The sequence below is a fragment of the Nocardia sp. NPDC051990 genome (assembly GCF_040680755.1).
In the GTDB taxonomy this organism is placed as follows: Bacteria; Actinomycetota; Actinomycetes; order Mycobacteriales; family Mycobacteriaceae; genus Nocardia.
This window is the reverse complement of the sequence record NZ_JBFAXH010000011.1, coordinates 144221-162404: the sequence shown is the minus strand read 5'-3', so window position 1 is coordinate 162404 and position 18184 is coordinate 144221. Positions and strand designations below refer to the sequence as shown.

Here is an 18184-nt window from a genome sequence, read left to right as displayed (position 1 = left end):
GCAACTTACCGGCCTGGAGCGTTCAGCCCGGCGAGGGTGTCGCGGATCAATTCACGAAGCCATCGGTGGCCGTTGTCGGCGGTATTGCGGGGGTGCCAGGCCATGGCGATGGCGATTTCGGGGAGGGGTAGGGGAATTTCGAAGGCGCACAAGCCGAGTGCGGTGCGAGTTGTCGCGGTGAGAGCGGCGGGGACGGGGCAGATCAGATCGCCGAAGCGGACGGCCAGTAGCGCGCTGGTTAGGTCGGGGACGGTGGCCACGACGCGGCGGGTGCGGCCGTGCAGGGCCAGGCGGTCGTCGATGGGACCGCGGGCGCGGCCGCGGCGGGAGATGCCGAGGTGGGCGGCCGCGGCGAATCGCGCCACCGTCACGCGGTCGGTGATCAGCGGATGTTCGGGTGCGGCAACGCCGATTACCCGGTCGCGCAGTACGCGTTGCACGGTGGTCTCCGGATCGGTGTGCTCGATGACACCGACCTCGATATCGACGCGGCCGTCGCGGAGCGCGGCGGTACCCTCGTCGCGGTCCGGGAGCAGATGCAGTGTCACGCCGGGCGCCTGCGCGCGGACGGCGTCCAGCAGCGGCGTCGCCAATTCGCCGAGCACCATATCGCCCACCCGCACGGCGAAGTCACGCTTGAACGTGGTCGGGTCGAGTGTGCCGCGCTGGGTGAGCAGCGTCCGTCCCCGCTCCACCAGAACGCTTACCTCGTAACGCAATTCGAGTGCACGCGGCGTCGGCACCAGATTGCGGCCCGCGCGCACCAGCAGCGGATCGCCGAGCACGCGACGCAGCCGGGCCAGCGTTCGGCTCATCGCGGGTGCCGAGGTGTGCAGCCGGTCGGCGGCCTGGGTAACGCTGTTGGTCTCCAGCAGCGCATCCAGCGCAACCAGCAGATTCATATCCAGGGCATCCACACCTGGATTATCCAGAATGGAATGACTGGTCACCGACATTGCGTCGGTGATAATCCGCGAACGTTCTCAGGAACGCCCGGCCCTCCCGGGCGCGTTGCGGGCAATCGACCTACGATGTGTGCTGTTCGGCCGAGACCGGGGGCGCTGCCTCCGGCGCCACGGTTACCGCCGACCCCTTCGAGCGCTCCGCGAGCCCGCGATACGAAGACGGCTTGATCATGCGGAACCATTGCGCCGCACGGGTTCTGCGCGGCAACCGGAATTTCAGGTCGGCGAGCATCTCATCGATATTGTGGATCGAGAACGGGGTGATGGCGCCGCCATGCGCGTGATGGCCGCCCGTGCGTTCGGCCATCCAGCGCAGCCGCTCGTCGACATGCGCGGTCATCTCCTCTTGCGTCGGCAGAGCGAGGCGGCCGCGCAGCAGTGCGGCGGTCCAATGCGCGCCGACCTCAGCGCTGAGCGTGCTGATGACCGAGGAGTTGTACCCGGCGAAGCTCAGATTCGGCACGCCGATCGGCAGGATCTGCCGGTACAGACGGAAATTGCCGTCGTCGTCGGTGAGTTGACGTTGTACATACGGGGTCAGGAACGGCACCCGCTGGTGGAATCCGGTCGCGCAGATGACGATATCGGCCTGCAGGGTCGTACCGTTCGACAGTCGCACCTGGTTCGCGGCCAGCTCGCTGATGGTGCTGTCGCGGTGCACCGCGATCAGTCCCATCCCCACCCGCTCGAAGAAATCCTCCGTGATCAGGCTGACCGTGCTGTCCGCGATCGCCTCGAAGCGCCCCTCCGGCACCAGCCCCAGCTCGCGCAGATGTGCCTTCTCGGTGACGAGTTCCTGGATCACATCGAGGTTGCTGTCGCGGAAGCTGTGCCCGGAACCGTGCAGGAACCGCTCGATCCGCCCGAGTTCCTGATAGCGGAAGTGCGCCTCTCCCAGCCTGGTCAGCATCAGCCGCTCATAGTCGACCAGCCCACGCGCCAACCTGCGCGGCATCTTCCACAGCAATCGGCGGGCAACCACATTCGTCGAGTCCGCGACATGGCTGACCGCCTCGGCGATATCGCAGGCCGACTTACCGTAGCCGACCACCACGACCGATTTACCGCGCGCCCATTCGACATCCAGAAATTCCGAGACGTGCCCGATCTGCCCGCCCGACTGCCGGAACCGCTCGACGCCGGGATAGTCGGGCACCGCGGGCTCACTGAATATTCCGTTGGCGACGACCAGATGGTCACAGGAGGTGCGGTGGACACCGACATGGTCGCGGATCTCCAGCAACCAGCCGCTGTCCACCGGATCGGCCGCGACCACCTCGGTGCCGAGGCGCACGCTCTCACCGAAGCCGAAGTGCCGCACGTACCCGTCGAGGTACTGCTGCATCTGCTGTCCGTCCGGCACGCGCGGATAGTCGTCGGGCATCGGGAAGTCGGAGAAGTGATACGTGTGTTTGCTGTTTTGTGCGCGTAGGCCGGGGTACCGGCGCGTCGCGCTCCACACTCCGCCGACATCCGGGGTCCGATCGAATACCTCGACCGGAAATCCCTCCTGGCGCAACACCTTCGCGCAGGCGAGGCCTGCGATGCCCGCACCTACGATCGCGACGCGGTTCCCGCTCGTCATGGCACGGAGATTACGTCGCTCGCGCGAATGCGGCAAAGCCTCGGTGCGATTTCACGAAGTTGAACGGGGGGTGACTACAATCCTGGCCTTGTCACGCGGCACGATGGTGATATTGCGCACCCGCTCCCGTTCGGGTTTCGCGCCCTCCGGCGGGGCGAGGGTGTAGCGGGACAGGATCTCGCGCAGGACCGTGGTGCCCTCCATCAGCGAGAATCCGGCGCCGAGGCCGACACCGGTGTCATCGGTGGGCAGGCCACGGGCCTTGCGGCTGGCGTCGGTGCGCGGGTCCTTGTGGATGGCCGGATGACGCGGCACCGCGCGCGCGACGTCCAGATCCACCACCAGCCAGGCACGGACGCCGGTATTCAACTCGATGGGGTGTACGGGGCCTTCGGCGCGTAGCTCTTCGTAGAAGGCAGACGGTGTATCGAAGAAGTCCTGCGGCAGCTTTATCGTTCGACGGCCCTTCCCCGTTCGCGAGTTGTCTTGCGCCCCTTCGATGGTGGCACACGACGCCGATCTCGTGCACCCGCGCGCCGACCGTAGCGGTCGAATCTGACCAAAGGATGAACGCCGCGCGCGCCGCATCCGACGAAAGGATGACCGCGGCCGTTTCACCGGACACGGCGACGGCCGGGCCGATACTCTCCGCAGATGGGACCGATTTCTCCTGTCCTGCGCGGAGCCCGGATCGCGAATTCGTTGGCATTCGGGTTGCAGGGCTTTTTCTTCGCGGTGGTACTCACCGAACTGCCCCAGCAGAAGGACCGCTTCGGCCTGTCCGATGGCCTGATCGCGGGTTCGGTTGTGCTGGTTTCGATCCTCGCCGGCGTCGGCAGTGTGGCGGCCGAGCAAGTGGCCACGCGATGGTCGAGCCGGGTCACGGTGCGGATCGGACTGCTCGGCATCACGGTCACCGGATGCGCCATCGCCCTGGCTCCCAATACGCCCGTGCTGCTGATCACCCTCGGGTGCTACGGAATCACGGTCGGCATTGTCGATGCGAGCACGAATATGCAGGGCGTTTTCATTCAGCACGGATACGGGACATTCATCCTGTCCTCGTTCTACGCGGTGTGGAGCGCCGGATCGATCCTCGGCGCACTGTTCGTATCCGGCTGCGAGGCGTTGGACATCACGCTGCGCGAATCGCTGTTGGCGGCGGCGGGCATCGTTCTCGTGATCGGTTTGGTGCTCGGCCCCCGCCTGCTCGACGCCGCGGCGGCCGAGTCCGGTCCAGCTGAGGTGGCCGACAGCAAATCCGCAGCATCCCGCATGGTTCCACTCCGCATGTACCTCGCCTTCGGTATCGCCGCATCGCTCGTTTTCGCGATCGATCTCACGGTCAGCAACTGGTCGGCGTTGTATCTGAAGGAGGATCTGCTCGCCAGTTCGGCCACCGCGGCGTTGGCGTTGGCGGTCTACCAGTGCGCGTCGCTGACCGCCCGGCTGAGCGGAGATCTCTGGGTGCGGCGGCTCGGCGGACGTCGGGTGGTGCGCATCGCGGGGGCGATCGGCGTGCTCGGACTGGCCGTCGCGGTGGTCGCGCCCGGCCCGGCGGTCGCGATCGCAGGCTTCCTGATCGGCGGTTTCGGTACCGGCGTTGTCGCACCGCTGTGCTTCAGCGAGGCCGGACAGCTGACCAGTGGACGGCAGTTGGACGCACTCATCGCGCGTCTGAATCTATTCAACTACGTGGGCACGCTCGTCGGTGGCGGGCTGGTCGGCGCGATAGCCGCCGGGTTCGGACATCGGATCGGATTCGTGATCCCGGTCGTGTTCATGGCGGTCGTTATCGGGCTCGCCCGGGTATTCCATGCCCGTTTCGAACCGGACGACCTTCGCGCTTCGAGCGAAGGTCGTGCTGTACTGGACACATGAGCAACATCCCAGTCACCGTCGACCGGGCCGGATTATGGGACGCCGAAGCCCTCAGTGACGTTGCGGCCGCGACCTTTCCACTCGCCTGCCCACCGCACGCCACCGCGGACGATATCGAGAGCTTCATTGCCGAGGTGCTCTCCGGTGAACGTTTCGGCGAATATCTGACCGACCCCGCGCGGATCGTGCTCAAGGCGGTGGCGAACGGCGATATCGTCGGCTACGCGATGTTGCACTACGGGGATCCCGCCGATTCCGAGGTCGCCAAGGCCATCAACCTGCGGCCGACCATCGAGATCAGCAAAATGTACGTCCTGCCCGACCACCATGGAGCCGGGGTGTCGCAGGCGCTGATGAACGCGGCGCTGAAGCAGGCCCGCGACGAGGCGGTCGCCGGGGTGTGGCTCGGGGTCAACCAGGAGAATGTGCGCGCCCAGCGGTTCTATCTCGAGCACGGGTTCGAGCGGGTCGGTACCAAGACCTTCACCGTGGGTAGCCAGTTGTTTCACGATTTCATCATGCGGCGGGTTTTCTGACCGGATCAGGCGGCGAACTCGACCAACACCGCATGGAAGCCGGATCCACCACGGCCCTCAGGTGATCGCCGGGCACGATCCGCAACGCAGCGTCGGATAGTGCGGACGCGAGTCGATCGGACTCGGCGCGACTGGCAGCTTGGTTTTCGCCGCCACCCGACTGCGCCCATCTACGCCACGTTCTGGCGCAAGACCGTGAACTGCCACACCCCCGTGTGCAGCACGACCGGGATGCCTTCGCCTCCCACAGGCGGTAGTTGAACTCCAGCCCGTCCCAGGTCTCGAATGTCGTCATGTCCGGATCGCATCCGAACGATGGGTTGACAAGTTCTGCAAGTTCAGTCTTTACTGAACACATCAGTTCTTACAGAACATGTCGGAACTAGAAACCTTCTCGAAGGAGCATCATGACCACCGCCGCGATCCGCACCGAGGGCCTGACCAGGCACTACGGCAAACATGTCGCACTCACCGAGCTGAACCTCGAGGTCGACCAGGGCGAGGTGTTCGGATTCCTCGGGCCCAATGGCTCAGGCAAGTCGACCACCATCCGCATCCTGCTGGATCTGATCCGACCGACCGCGGGCCGGGTCGAGGTGCTCGGCATCGAGCCACGCGTCGGCGGTGCGCAATTGCGCAAGCGCATCGGATACCTGCCGGGCGAACTCGCGATCGAAGGTCGCAATACCGCACGTGACCTGCTCACCTTCCTCGCCGATCTACGTGGTGATGTCGCACCGAAGCGGATCGCCGACCTCGCCGATCTACTGGATCTGGATCTGTCCAAGAAGGTCGGCGCGATGTCCAAGGGCAATAAGCAGAAGGTCGGCATAATCGCCGCGTTCATGCACGATCCGGATCTGCTGATTCTCGACGAACCCACCTCCGGGCTGGACCCGCTACTGCAGCAACGCTTTCTGGATCTGGTCGGCGCGGCCAAGCGCAACGGGCAGACGGTGTTCATGTCCTCGCACATTCTCAGCGAGGTGCAGCAGACCGCGGATCGGGCGGTCATCATGCGGGCCGGCCAACTGCTCGGCAGCGAGAATGTCGAGGATCTGCGCCGGCGTTCGCCGCGCTCGGTCGAATTGGTCTTCGGCGAAGACATTTTCGGCGACGACTTCGCCAGACTGCCCGGCGTGCGCGATCTGACCGTCGACGGAAGAACCTTGCGCTGCACCACCGAAGGCGAGGTCGACGGTCTGTTCAAGATGGCCGCGAAATACCAACTGATGAGCGTGCTGTCCACGGAGCCGGATCTCGAACAAATCTTCTTCAGCAGCTACGGCCGTTGATCCCCATCACCCGAAACGTTTATCGCACAGGAGAATTCGCCATGACTCGATCGGTCCTCACCCAGACATTGAAAGAACAGCGGCGCGGCCTGCTCGGCTGGTCGATCGGCTTCGCCATCATTCCGATGATGTATCTGCCCTCCTACCAGTCGCTGAAGGAGCAGGGCACACTCGATATCAAACAGAACAAGATGTACGAAGCCATGGGCATCAGCGATTTCGCCAGCGCCAGTGGATATCTGAATGCGACAGTGTATTCGCTGATGGGTCTGCTGCTGATGCTGATCTTCGCGGTCATCTCCGCGAGCCGTTCGGTGGCGCAGGAAGAGAACGGGATGCTGGATCTGCTTCTCGCACAACCGATCAACCGGATGAATCTGTTGCTGCAGCGATTCGCCGCGCTGGCCGTGCAGATCGCGATCGCCACCACCGTGCTCACCCTGAGCGTGATCGCCGGGGTCGAAGCGGGTGGGCTGGGTGTCCCGACCGGCAATATCACGGCCGCCAGCGCGGGGCTGGGACTGCTGGCACTGGTCGTCGGCGCGATCACGCTGCTGGTCGGCGCGGCCACCGGAAAGCGTTCGGTGACACTGGGTTCGGCATCGCTGCTCGCGGTGGCGGGCTATCTGGCAAATAACCTCGGTGGCGACTTCGTACGCAAGCTGTCACCCTTCTACTGGGCCAATGGCGGCGCGCCGCTGGTGCACGGCTGGAACGGTATCCACCTGGCGGTGCTGGCCGTCGTGGCCGCCGTCGCCCTGGTAATGGCGGTGGGCGCCTTCGATCGCCGCGATCTGGCGGTCTGATCGACCGATACGGGGCGGGCCGACACGGTCCGCCCCGTTTACCGCTATCCACATTCTGGAAGGGATACTTCTCCGATGGGCACCACCGACAACGAGCAGACAACCGCGCCGACTCCGCAACAGTTGGCATTCGTCGAGGATTTCGCGCTTGTACTCGAGCGGATGGGCCTGGTACGGATGACGGGTCGAGCGGTGGGGTGGTTGCTGGTCAGCGATCCGCCGGAACAGACCTTCGGCGAGATCGCCGATGTGCTGCAGGCGTCCAAGGGTTCCATTTCGTCGGCATTGAAGACGCTGGTCACCATGCGCTGGGTGGACAAGATCTCCAAGCCGGGCGATCGCAGGGACTACTACTCGATCCGGCCCGGAATTCTGCCGGAGCTGACCCGTCAGCAGAGCAGCATGTACACCGACCTCACCCAGATGACCGCGCGCGGACTCGCACTATTCGACGACCCGAACGGTGTTGGCGCCGAACGGGTTCGGGATATGCACGAGTTCTTCGTATGGATGGGTAAGGAGCTGCCGGCCTTGATCGATCGGTGGTACGCGGAGCATCCCTGCTGAATCAGGCCAGCAGCTTCGCCTTCAGTCTGGCGATATCGGTGGCCGACAATCGCAAGCCATCGCGGACGTAGTTGTCGAAACTGCCGTAGCTCTGGTTCGCCTGCTCGAAGGCGGCATCCAGCCATGCGGCCGAGACGCCGTTGAGCGGATCGTTCGGGCCGGCATTGCGGTACTGGTTGGACAGCAGGAAATCCTGCGTGACGGTGTCACGGTCCACGCCGAGAATGGACAGCAGGACGGCGGAGGTCCAGCCAGTGCGGTCCTTGCCCGCGGTGCAGTGGAAGAGCACGGCGCCATCGGTGTCGATGATGTCGCGCAGCACCGAGGCAACGGCTTCGTTCGCGCCGGGCGCGGTGATGAACGCGCGGTACAGGTCGTTGCCGCCGGTGAGGATGGTGACCAGGGTTTGCGGCGGAGCCTGGCCGATGACGTCGTTCCAGTTCGCGACCGCACCGGCGGGGACACGGTCGGTCGCGATGGTGCGCTCGTAAACGGTGCGCAGATCGTCGACCACGCGAACCCGACGGTTCGTCAGCACAGCCAGATCGGCCGGCGTCGCATTGTCGAGCTGGCCGGTGCGATAGACCAGCCCGGTGCGCACCCAGTGGCCGTCGGTGGTGTGGTAGCCGCCCGCGTCGCGGCCGTTCCGCACGCCCTGCAGGTTCAGCGCGCGGTCGAAGGTGACCGGATCAGCGACGCTCACCGGGTCGGCCAGCGCGACGCCTGCCACCGGCCCGAAGGCGACGGTGAAACCGGCGGCGAGCGCCACCGGAATCCGAACAGAACGACGGACCATTACGGTGCTCCAATCATCGGAGTGAACGACACCTCGGTGTCAGCGGCGGCAATCCGCTAGACGGCAACCTCGAAGCGCGAAAGCGCCAGCAGACGCGAGATCGCGCGCAGGTACTTCTTGCGGTACCCGCCGTCGAGCATCTCCTTGGAGAAGATTTCGTCCAGCTTCGCACCCGAAACCGTGACCGGAACGCTCGCGTCGTACAGCCGGTCGGCCAGCACGACAATCCGCAGCGCGACCGCCTGATCGGTCACCGGATGGACATTCGAAATGAATACCGACGACACACCGGAGATCAGCGCGCCGTACTTCGACGGGTGCAGCGTGCTCAGATGCTTCAGCAGCGCGTCGAAATCGTCGAGCGTGGAACCCGGTGTGGCAGTGGCACGTTCGGTGAGCAGCTCTGGCGAGGTGGGTTCCGGCGCGGGCGGCAGATCGCGGTGCCGGTAGTCCGGACCGTCGACGCGCACGGCCTCGAAGATCGAACCGAGCTTCTTGATCTCGCGCAGGAAGTCCTGGGCGGCGAAGCGCCCCTCCCCCAGCTGGCCGGGCAGGGTGTTGGAAGTGGCGGCAATGGAGACACCGCGCGCCGACAGCTCGGTCAGCAGCCGCGAGACCAGCATGGTGTCGCCGGGGTCGTCGAGTTCGAATTCGTCGATGCACAGCGCGCTGTTCGCCGCGAGTCGGTCGAGAGCATTGTTGAAGCCAAGTGCGCCAACGAGGTTGGTGAGCTCACCGAAGGTGCCGAAGGATTTCGGTGCAGGCGCACTGTGGAAGATGGAGGCCAGCAGGTGGGTCTTGCCGACACCGAAGCCGCCGTCGAGGTAGAGCCCCGCGCCACTGATCGGTTTCTTCTTCCCGAACAGGCTCTTCCTGTTCACCGCCTGATGGATCTTGGCGACCTGACCGGCGAAATCCTCGGCCTTGCGAACCGCGGCCGCCTGGGTCGGCTCTTTGGGATCGGGAATGTAGGAGGCGAAACTGACCTCGTCGAACATGGGCGGTGGCACCATCTGTGCGACCAACTGGTCCGCCGGAACCTCCGGATGGCGATCGACAAGGCGCTCTTGCATGCTGGAAGCCTAATGACGTGGTGTGATCTTTCTTCATGCAGCGTGTCCACAATGCGATCCAGCTCACAGGACTGAGCCGGGACGAGCTCGCCGACCTATACGCCTACCCCACCGAACTCCGGGCCCCTTGGGTCCGTGCCAATTTCATCTCCAGCATCGATGGCTCCGCCACCAGCGGCAATCTCTCCGAAGGCCTCGGCACCCCCGCCGACAAAACCGTCTTCATGATGCTGCGCCAATTGGCCGATGTGATCGTGGTCGGTGCGGGCACCGCGCGGGCGGAGAACTACGGTGGCGCGGGGACGGACCCGGTCTTCCGGCAGGCACTGTACGACCGCGGCATCGGCGGACATCGCGACGGCGCACCGCCACCGATCGCCGTGGTCACCGCGAGCGCTTCGCTGGAGCCGCGTGCGCGACTGTTCACCGAAACCAAAGTACCGACGCTGGTCCTGACAACCAGCACAGCGCCGGAGGAACGCAAACAGCAACTCGCCGATGTGGGCGCGCGCGTGATCGAGGCGGGCGGTGTCGCGATCACCCCGCAGGGCCTGCTCAACACCCTCGCCGACCTCGGACTGCGGCGCGTGCTGTGCGAGGGCGGTCCGCATCTGTTCGGTGAGCTGCTCGAGGCCGATGCGGTCGACGAGCTGTGCGTCACCACCGCGCCGATCCTGGTCGGCGGCACCGCCCGCCGAATCTCGCTGTCCGCACACGAGTTCCGGGTACCGATGGTGCGCAGGCATATCCTGCTCGACGACGACGGCACCATGCTGACCCGCTGGACCCGTTCATGAACAAACCACACGAACCTGGCAGGCTGTAACGCATGCGCTGGACTCGTGCCGTCGTGCTGGCATCGACACTCTCGATCATGACCGCCGGATGCGGTGCTGGACCTTCCGATCGCCCCGGCGTCGCCGTCGAGCGCGGACCGCAGGGCGGGGCGGTTCCGCACCCGACCACGGTCATCGCGCCGACGCCGGATGCCGGCGTTCCCAAAACCGATCTCACCTGGCGCGACTGCACCACACCGACGCTCGATCAACTCGACCTCGGCCCCGCGCCGTCCGGCCTGGTCCTGGACTGTGCTGAATACACCACGCCGATCGACTCGACCGGTGGTGTGCTCGGCAACTTCCGCACGGGCGCTATGCGGGCGCGGCTGGCGCATACCCCGACCGATGTCGCGCCGCTGGTCATCACCTCCGGCTCGGACCGCTCCTCCACCGCGACACTGGCCGGGCTCGCCGTCGGCGCGGGCAACGGGCTGCTGGCCGGTCGCCCCATCGTCGCCGTAGACCGGCGCGGTATCGGCACCTCACAACCGATCGACTGCATGACCGTCGAGGCCCGCCGCGGTCTGGCCGATAACGGGCAATTCGGGCCGGGCGCAAGCGATCCCGTCGAAGCGGTAACCGGGTACAGCCAGGACGCCACCATCGCCTGCCGCGACTTCCTGCAACCCTATGAGGGCACCTTCGACGCACAGCACGCCGCCGATGACATCGAGCAGCTGCGCAGGCAGTGGCAGGTCGATCGGATCGATCTACTCGGTTCGGGCAATGGCGCGAAGGTCGCGCTCAGCTACGCGCGGAAATTCGGCGACCACCTGGCGCGACTGGTGCTCGATTCACCGGAGGCCGTCAGCACCGATGCCGTTACCCGCACCGAACAGCGCGTCCAGGGCGCGGAGGCGGCGGTTACCGCCTTCGCCCAGCGTTGCACAGGAATCGGTTGCTCACTCGGCGCCGACCCACGTGCGGCGATCATCGATCTGGTACGCAAGGCGAGCAGCGGCGGACTCGGTGATATTTCCGCGAATGCGCTGCTGACCGGCTTGTCGGGCTTCCTCACCAGTCCACGCGACCAATCCGCGCATCTCGCCGAACTCGCCGACGCGCTCTCGGTCGCCGGCCGCGGCGATCGCGGCCCGCTCGGGGCGCTGATCCAGCGCGAAGCCGCCGCCACCGCGGCCGACGGTCAGTTCGTCAACCGCTGCACCGATAACCAGCTGCCGCCGAGCCCCAGCAAGGCCAAGGAACTGGCGGACACCTGGGATAGCAAATATCCGGTCTTCGGCCGGTCGGCCGCGATCGGGATGATGGCATGTGTCGCCTGGCCGGTCACTGCCGCACCGCCGCTGCCGGAGAAGCTGGACCTGCCGGTTCTCGTCCTCGGTGGGGTCGCGGATCCGTTGGTCGGCGATGGCGGTCAAGCCTCGGTGACCGGTGCGCTCGGCGCCGCGGGCGCGCGCAAGGCCGCCATCGCCTGGCAGGGTTGGGGACATCCTGTTTTCGCCCATTCCGGTTGTGCGCAGCGGGCTCTCACCGACTATCTGAAGGACGCCAAGCTGCCCGCTGATGGAACGGCATGCCCCGCATGAGCGAGCGCAGCGAAGGCGCAGCCCTTTTAGGAGCCGAGCGCTAGCGAGGCGCAGTCATTTCCCCTGAAGGGGCGCGCCGGGTAGGTCCCGGCAAACGTCGCGTGCGGATCCGGTGTACCGTGCCCCAGTGTTACTTCGACAGCTCGAGCCTCGCACCGCTCGCACCACCGCCGAGGTGATCAAGTTCGCACTCTGGCCCCTCGCGGTCATGACTGTGCTCAACCGGGTCTTCATCAAGGCAGTCAACGGGTTCATCACCGATGACTTCAAACCGGTCTACAACGCGTCGTTGGCATTCCTCAACCACCGACCGGTGTACACGGCGAATTACAACATGGTGGATCCGCACTACCTGTATCCGCCGAGCGGCACACTGCTGATCGCGCCACTGGCGCTGATCGATCCGGAGAAGTCGCGCTGGTGCTTCATCCTGCTGAACGCGACCGCCATCATCCTGGCCTGGTATCTGCTGCTCAAGCTGTTCAAATTCACGGTGTCGTCGGTGGCGGCGCCGGTGCTGCTGCTGGCCATGTTCAGCTCCGAAACCGTCATCAACACACTGGTTTTCACCAACGTGAACGGCTGCATACTGCTGGCCGAGGTGGCCTTCATCATGCTGCTGCTCGCGCGACGGGACCTGTGGGCCGGTGCGATATTGGGTTTGAGTATCGCGGTGAAACCGACGCTCGCACCGCTGGTTCTGATCGCGGCGGCGCGCGGGCAGTGGAAGGTGTTCTACACCGCCGTCGGTGTCCCGCTGGCGCTCACCGCGATCGCCTGGCCGCTGTCGAAGGACGCCGACCAGTTCTTCACCAGGACGGCGCGCTACCTCTTCGAATCCCGGGACTACTTCAACAGCGCGATCGTCGGCAATGCCGCGTATTACGGTCTGCCGTTGTGGCTGACCTGGGGCATCAGGATCATCATGGGCGTCGCCGTCGCGATCACGCTGTGGCTGCTGTACCGCTACTACCGCGAGGACGAACTGTTTTTCGTGACGACCTCCTCCGGTGTGCTGATGACCGCGTTTTTCCTGCTGTCCTCGCTGGGGCAGATGTATTACTCGATGATGCTGTTCCCGCTGCTGATGTCGGTGGTGCTGCGCAATTCGGTGATGCGGAACTGGCCGGCGTGGCTGGCGGTATTCGGATTCATGTCCTACGACAAGTGGCTTTCGGATCGCTGGCAGGGCCTCGGGCGCGATCTGGAGTATCTGCGCATCACCTTCGGTTGGGGTCTGCTGCTGATCGTCATCGCCTGCGTGCTCGTCGATCGGTATCTGGCGGCGCGCCGGGAAGGTCGGCTGCAATTCGGAATCGATCCGGAGTGGATGCGCTCGGCGCCGAATTCGCGGGATGCCGGGGACGCGCCGCGGCCGGTTGAGCCTGAGACGGCAAAGGAAAGCACTCTCGACGCGGCGACGAATGGCGGCCAATTGCGGGACGAACCGCGGGCGAGTGCATTCAGGTAACGACGGAGCAGTCGGCGCAGGCGTCGAAAACCTATTAGCGTGGAGCAATGAGTTCTGACGCCGACACGTCCCTACCCGCGCCCCGGATCCAGCTGACCCCGCAAGAGTGGAAGGCCAAGCTGAATCCGGAGGAATACGCGGTGCTGCGACAGGCCGCGACCGAACGTCCGTTCACCGGCGAATACACCGACACCAAGGTCGAGGGTGTCTACATGTGCCGGGCGTGCGGGGCCGAGTTGTTCCGCAGCACCGAGAAATTCGATTCGCATTGCGGTTGGCCGTCGTTCTTCGACCCTGCCAAGTCGGAGGCGGTGATTCTGCGCTCCGACGACACACTTGGCATGCGCCGGGTCGAAGTGCTGTGTGCGAATTGCCACAGCCACCTCGGCCACGTCTTCGAGGGCGAGGGATACAACACGCCCACCGATAAGCGCTATTGCATCAACTCCATCGCCCTGCAGCTGCACCCCTCGGGCAGTGCAGTGGAGTAGAGCGACTGTGGCGCCGAACGAAAGATACAGACCGACCGGCTTGTTGCGCACGCCCCGAAAAACTAGGGCATGCGCGAGCGGCCGGTGATAGGGCCGGCCCCTGGACCAGGCCGGTCCCTCGATCAGGGGAGCGCGGCGATGAGTTTTTCGATTTCGACGCGCGGGCCGGTGAAGAAGGGGACCTCTTCGCGGACGTGCCGGCGGGCCTCGGTGGCGCGCAGGTCGCGCATGAGATCGACGATGCGATCCAGCTCCGGGGCCTCGAAGGCCAGAATCCATTCGTAATCACCGAGAGCGAAGGAGCTCACGGTGTTGGCACGCACATCCGGGTAGTTACGTGCGGCCTTGCCGTGGTCGGCGAGCATCTTGCGGCGCTCGTCGTCGGGGAGCAGATACCACTCGTAGGAGCGTACGAACGGGTAGACGCAGATGTAGTTGCCCGGATCCTCACCGGCCAGGAACGCCGGGATGTGGCTCTTATTGAATTCGGCGGGCCGATGCAGCGCCACATTGCTCCAGACCGGCGCGCTGGCTCGGCCCAGTTCGGTGGTGCGCCGGAAATCCGCGTACGCCGACTGCAGGTCCTCGACCCGTTCGGCATGCGTCCAGATCATGAAGTCGGCATCGGCGCGCATTCCCGCGACGTCGTAGATGCCGCGCACCACGACGTCGCGCTCAGCGAGCCCATCGAAGAACGCCCGCGCCTCCTTGATGGCGGCCGCACGGTCGTCCCCCAGCACCCCCGGCTGCACCTGGAACACCGAGAACATCAGGTAGCGGATGGTGGAATTGAGTGCTTGATAATCGAGTCGCGCCATGATTCCTATCGTGCCACTGCGGTTGGTTCGGATCTCCGCCCGGGCCGTCCCGACGCGGATGCTCGCGCCGCGGTTTCCGGCGCGAGCAGATTGCGTATTACACCGGGCAGGCGTCCACACGCCAGTCGGTCGGCGTGAACTGCTCGATGTGGATGCGTTCCTCGGGCACCCCGACTGCCAGCACCTGTGCACGCACCGACTCCAGGAACCCGGGACCGCCGCAGACATGGATATCGGCGTCGGTGGGCAGGTCGACCAGTGACAGGTCGAGGAGCCCGTGATGGGCGCCCTCGGCGTCCTGCTCGTACCAGAGCTCGACCGTGGTGGCGCGCAGCCGGGTGCCGAGCTCCCGCAGACGCGCCCGCAACGGATGCGTCTGCGGGGAACGATCGGCGTGCAGCACGACGGTGCGCCGGTCCGGGCTGTTGACCGCGAGGTGTTCGAGGATTCCGATCATCGGTGTCGCGCCGATACCGGCCGAGATCAGCACCAGCGGGGTGGTAGCCGCGGTGTCGATGACGATATCGCCGAACGGGAGCGTGACCTCCAGTGTGTCGCCGGGCCGCACGGTCTGGTGCAGCCATGACGAGACCTCGCCCGCCGGGCAACCGTCTCCGGCATCGATCCGTTTCACCGCGAAGGACAGCATGCCCTCGCCCGGCGCATTCACCAAACTGTACTGACGCAACTGCCTGGCGCCATCAGGTAGCCGCACGCCGACCGAAATGTATTGGCCTGGTAGAAAACTCGGCAGTGGTGCGGACGAATCGGCGGATTCGACGGTGAAGACAGCGACACCGGACGACGATTCGTTGGTGCGGTCGATAACGGTGACATCCCGGAACACATCGCCCGGCTCGACCCCGGCCGCCACGTAGAGCTGCTTCTCCAAGTCGATCAACATGTCGGCCATCAGCCAATAGACGCGATCCCAGGCCGCCGCTACCGGCGCGGTGACGACGTCCGCGCCGAGCACCTCCACGATGGCAGCGAACAGGTTGTCGTGCACGATTTGGTACTGCTCGGCGGTGATGCCGAGCGAGGCGTGCTTATGGCCGATACGCGCGAGCATGGCGGCCGGATGCGGGAGTTGCGGGTCGACCAGATACGTGGCGAAGGTCGCGATGGATGCGGCCAAGGCCCGGGCCTGGGAGCCCTGCGACTGGTTGCCGCGATTGAACACGTCGCGGATCAGTTCGGGATGGTTGCCGAACAAGGTTCGATAGAACACCGTGGTGATCGCATCCACCTGCGCGCCGACCAAAGGCAATGTGGCGCGGATCACTTCAGCGTGATGTGCTTCGAGTTCCGGTTCGCTACGGACCGTGCTGTTCATGACAACTCCTTGTTCACAGAACCGCCCGCCGCAGATGTGGCGAGCAGACGCAGCAATCCGGCCGTCGGCGCGTCGACGAGTTCCTCGAGGGTGTACCGATTCAATTCCCGGTAGAACGCCTGCTTGGCCTCGGCCAGCGCCCGGCGTAACCGGCAACCGCTCACCAGCGGGCACGGATAGTCGCCTTCGCAGACGACCACCTCCCGATCCCCCTCCAGTTCTCGGATCAACCACCCGATCGAGACCGAGCGCCCGGCCTCGGTGAGAAACAACCCTCCCGTGCGACCGCGCTGTGCCTGCACCAGGCCGAGATCGATCAGTCGAGAAACCGCCTTGGCCACGTGGTGTTCGGAAGCATTCACTTGCCGTGCGATGAGTCGTGTCGTCACCCGGCCGTCGGCCTCGTCACTCACCGCCAACCGCATGATGGCCCGTAAGCCGATATCGGTGAACCGTGAGAGCTGCATGAGCTCGACGCTACCGGCGGGCAACCACCGCCACATCCCCCAGCGACGGTGTCCTTAATTACGCGATATTGTGCGGTTTTTGGTCCAGGGACAATGCCCCGTTACCGGACCTGTCACCTTTGCGCGGGATGCACATCACATGCCTGGCATCTGAGCGAACACCTGCGCCGCATCCCGGCCCGCCGGCCCGGTTGCCCATGCCGGTAACCGGCTATTGCTACCCCGTAGCGGCAATCCCCGGAATCGCGGTCGCGTCGCGTCGGACTCGATCAGGGCACGGTATGGGTCAGGGCGGCGGATATGCGGTGGGCGGCGGCGGTGCCGGAGGCGACGCAGGCGGGGACGCCGACGCCGTGGAGGTAGGCGCCTGCTATGGCGAGTCCGTCGAAATCGGCTGTGGTGGATTCGATTTCGGCGACGCGGTCGAGGTGGCCAGGGGCATATTGGGCGAGGCCGCCGGGCCAGCGTTGCACTACGGCGGAGATCGGTTCGATGGTGGCGCCGGTGACGGCGGCGAGGTCTTCGGTGGCGGCCGCGATCAGGTCGGCGTCGGACCACGTTTGCGTGGAGTCGTCGCCGAATTTGCCGAATGAGACTCGGACGGCGGCGGTTTCACGTATGGCGAGATGGGTCCACTTGCGACTCGACAACGTGAAGGCCTTGGCACGCAAAGGTTCTCCCGTTGCGACCAGGATGCCGGAGTTCTGTGGCAGTGCGGTGTCACACGGAAGAGCAAGGGCCACAACGACGGACGAGGACAGTTCGATGCCAGCGGCGGCCGACGCGGCGGCGGGCGCGAAGGGACGCAGCAGGTTCGCGGTCACCGGAGCGGGTGTCGCAAGCACCACCGCGTCCACCGCGCCGACCGGTTCGAGTACCCAGCCATGGGTCGCGCGGGTCAGATGGGTGGCCGAGGTCGCGGTGACGAATTCCGCCCCGGACTTCGTGGCCAATCTGTCCAAGAGGACCCGGTAGCCGTCGCGAAGGCCACCAAAAACCGGCGCGTTCGAGGGTGGCGGCATGGCGGCGGCCACCGCCTGGGTGAGGCTCGACGCACCGTTGTCGAGGGCGGCGGCCAGGGTCGGCAGTGCGGCGCGCACCCCGATGGAGCGCGAACTGCCCGCATAGACGCCACCGAGCAGCGGATCGACGCTGCGCTCGGCGACCTGTGCGCCGAACCGGTCGGCGACCAGGCTGTAGACATCGATGTCGGCGTCCGGATACCAGGCCAGCGGCCGCCGCGACTCCGCATCGATCCGCTCGAGCGTCTCGGCATCGACCAATCCGCGCATCGACTCGGCATCGGACGGAATGCCCATCAATGTGCGTTCCGGCAGCGGATGCGCGCTTCCCTGCGCCCAGACCAGCGGCCGCAACCCCGCGGGCACCACCAACTGCGACTCCAGCCGGAGCTCACGCAGCAGCGCGGGCACCTCCGGCCGCCGCCCGACGAACGCCTCCGCCCCGAGATCCAAAGGCTCCCCGGCCAATTCGCCGGTGTACAGAATTCCGCCCAGCCGCGCGCCCCGATCGATGACCACGATCTCCGCTCGCGCCCCCAGCAGCCCTCGTAACCGGTATGCCGCGACAAGCCCGCTGATCCCGCCACCGACCACCGCGATTCTCATGTCGCGACCGTAACTCTCCCGCGAATTCGCACCGCCCACGACCCTCGTCTTCGTGACCGAGCACACCATCCACACCGTATTCC

The 18184-nt window shown here is 65.5% G+C and carries 18 protein-coding genes; 9 read left to right on the top strand and 9 right to left on the bottom strand.

What is annotated here, in order from left to right; all coding sequences use genetic code 11:
• Positions 1–5 precede the first annotated feature (5 nt).
• From AB0L63_RS21180 to AB0L63_RS21170, 3 genes are all read right to left on the bottom strand, one after another.
• Entirely contained in the window at positions 6–950 is a 945-nt protein-coding gene (locus tag AB0L63_RS21180) for a LysR family transcriptional regulator (protein ID WP_364503366.1), read from the bottom strand.
• Between the two features lie 76 nt (positions 951–1026).
• Entirely contained in the window at positions 1027–2550 is a 1524-nt protein-coding gene (locus tag AB0L63_RS21175; RefSeq protein WP_364503363.1) for an NAD(P)/FAD-dependent oxidoreductase, read from the bottom strand.
• A 51-nt stretch (positions 2551–2601) separates the two neighbouring features.
• Positions 2602–2919, bottom strand: a complete 318-nt coding sequence (locus tag AB0L63_RS21170; RefSeq protein ID WP_364503361.1) for a hypothetical protein — start codon at positions 2917–2919, stop codon at positions 2602–2604.
• A 285-nt stretch (positions 2920–3204) separates the two neighbouring features.
• On the opposite strand from AB0L63_RS21170, the gene AB0L63_RS21165 reads away from it, so the two are divergent.
• The 5 genes from AB0L63_RS21165 to AB0L63_RS21145 all read left to right on the top strand — a co-directional run bounded on the left by AB0L63_RS21165 (position 3205) and on the right by AB0L63_RS21145 (position 7635).
• Positions 3205–4431 carry an MFS transporter gene (locus AB0L63_RS21165; RefSeq protein WP_364503358.1) on the top strand — a complete coding sequence of 409 codons (1227 nt, stop codon included), beginning with the start codon at positions 3205–3207 and terminating at the stop codon, positions 4429–4431.
• A 5-nt stretch (positions 4432–4436) separates the two neighbouring features.
• Positions 4437–4967 carry a GNAT family N-acetyltransferase gene (locus AB0L63_RS21160; RefSeq protein WP_364503453.1) on the top strand — a complete coding sequence of 177 codons (531 nt, stop codon included), beginning with the start codon at positions 4437–4439 and terminating at the stop codon, positions 4965–4967.
• Between the two features lie 407 nt (positions 4968–5374).
• Positions 5375–6262: an ABC transporter ATP-binding protein gene (locus AB0L63_RS21155; RefSeq protein ID WP_364503356.1), complete on the top strand. Its 888-nt coding sequence runs from the start codon at positions 5375–5377 to the stop codon at positions 6260–6262.
• Between the two features lie 41 nt (positions 6263–6303).
• Complete coding sequence (locus tag AB0L63_RS21150) at positions 6304–7068, top strand: ABC transporter permease subunit (RefSeq protein ID WP_364503353.1); 765 nt, start codon at positions 6304–6306, stop codon at positions 7066–7068.
• Between the two features lie 75 nt (positions 7069–7143).
• Positions 7144–7635 carry a MarR family transcriptional regulator gene (locus AB0L63_RS21145; RefSeq protein ID WP_364503350.1) on the top strand — a complete coding sequence of 164 codons (492 nt, stop codon included), beginning with the start codon at positions 7144–7146 and terminating at the stop codon, positions 7633–7635.
• A gap of 1 nt (position 7636) precedes the next feature.
• Here AB0L63_RS21145 and AB0L63_RS21140 read toward each other — a convergent pair whose 3' ends face one another.
• Both AB0L63_RS21140 and zapE read right to left on the bottom strand, forming a co-directional pair.
• Positions 7637–8431, bottom strand: a complete 795-nt coding sequence (locus AB0L63_RS21140) for a tyrosine-protein phosphatase (protein WP_364503347.1) — start codon at positions 8429–8431, stop codon at positions 7637–7639.
• A gap of 56 nt (positions 8432–8487) precedes the next feature.
• A complete protein-coding gene (zapE, locus tag AB0L63_RS21135; protein WP_364503344.1) occupies positions 8488–9504 on the bottom strand; it encodes a cell division protein ZapE in 1017 nt (338 codons plus the stop codon).
• Positions 9505–9539: 35 nt separating this feature from the next.
• Here zapE and AB0L63_RS21130 point away from each other — a divergent pair, with 35 nt between their 5' ends.
• The 4 genes from AB0L63_RS21130 to msrB all read left to right on the top strand — a co-directional run bounded on the left by AB0L63_RS21130 (position 9540) and on the right by msrB (position 13852).
• The gene (locus AB0L63_RS21130) at positions 9540–10301 is read left to right on the top strand and encodes a pyrimidine reductase family protein (RefSeq protein WP_364503341.1); all 762 of its coding nucleotides are present in this window, start codon (positions 9540–9542) and stop codon (positions 10299–10301) included.
• Between the two features lie 32 nt (positions 10302–10333).
• Entirely contained in the window at positions 10334–11890 is a 1557-nt protein-coding gene (locus AB0L63_RS21125; protein WP_364503338.1) for an alpha/beta hydrolase, read from the top strand.
• A 127-nt stretch (positions 11891–12017) separates the two neighbouring features.
• Positions 12018–13361, top strand: a complete 1344-nt coding sequence (locus AB0L63_RS21120) for a glycosyltransferase family 87 protein (RefSeq protein WP_364503335.1) — start codon at positions 12018–12020, stop codon at positions 13359–13361.
• Between the two features lie 47 nt (positions 13362–13408).
• Positions 13409–13852, top strand: coding sequence for a peptide-methionine (R)-S-oxide reductase MsrB (msrB, locus tag AB0L63_RS21115; RefSeq protein ID WP_364503332.1), 444 nt, complete (start codon positions 13409–13411; stop codon positions 13850–13852).
• 122 nt (positions 13853–13974) lie between these two features.
• Here msrB and hemQ read toward each other — a convergent pair whose 3' ends face one another.
• The 4 genes from hemQ to AB0L63_RS21095 all read right to left on the bottom strand — a co-directional run bounded on the left by hemQ (position 13975) and on the right by AB0L63_RS21095 (position 18101).
• Entirely contained in the window at positions 13975–14670 is a 696-nt protein-coding gene (gene hemQ, locus AB0L63_RS21110) for a hydrogen peroxide-dependent heme synthase (RefSeq protein WP_364503329.1), read from the bottom strand.
• A gap of 97 nt (positions 14671–14767) precedes the next feature.
• On the bottom strand, positions 14768–16006 hold the full coding sequence (locus AB0L63_RS21105; RefSeq protein ID WP_364503326.1) for a globin domain-containing protein: 1239 nt from the start codon (positions 16004–16006) through the stop codon (positions 14768–14770).
• Positions 16003–16473 (bottom strand): Rrf2 family transcriptional regulator, encoded by a 471-nt coding sequence (locus AB0L63_RS21100; protein WP_364503323.1) that lies wholly within the window; start codon positions 16471–16473, stop codon positions 16003–16005. Before AB0L63_RS21100 ends, AB0L63_RS21105 begins: the two co-directional genes overlap by 4 nt.
• 269 nt (positions 16474–16742) lie before the next feature.
• Complete coding sequence (locus AB0L63_RS21095; RefSeq protein ID WP_364503320.1) at positions 16743–18101, bottom strand: protoporphyrinogen oxidase; 1359 nt, start codon at positions 18099–18101, stop codon at positions 16743–16745.
• Positions 18102–18184 lie beyond the last annotated feature (83 nt).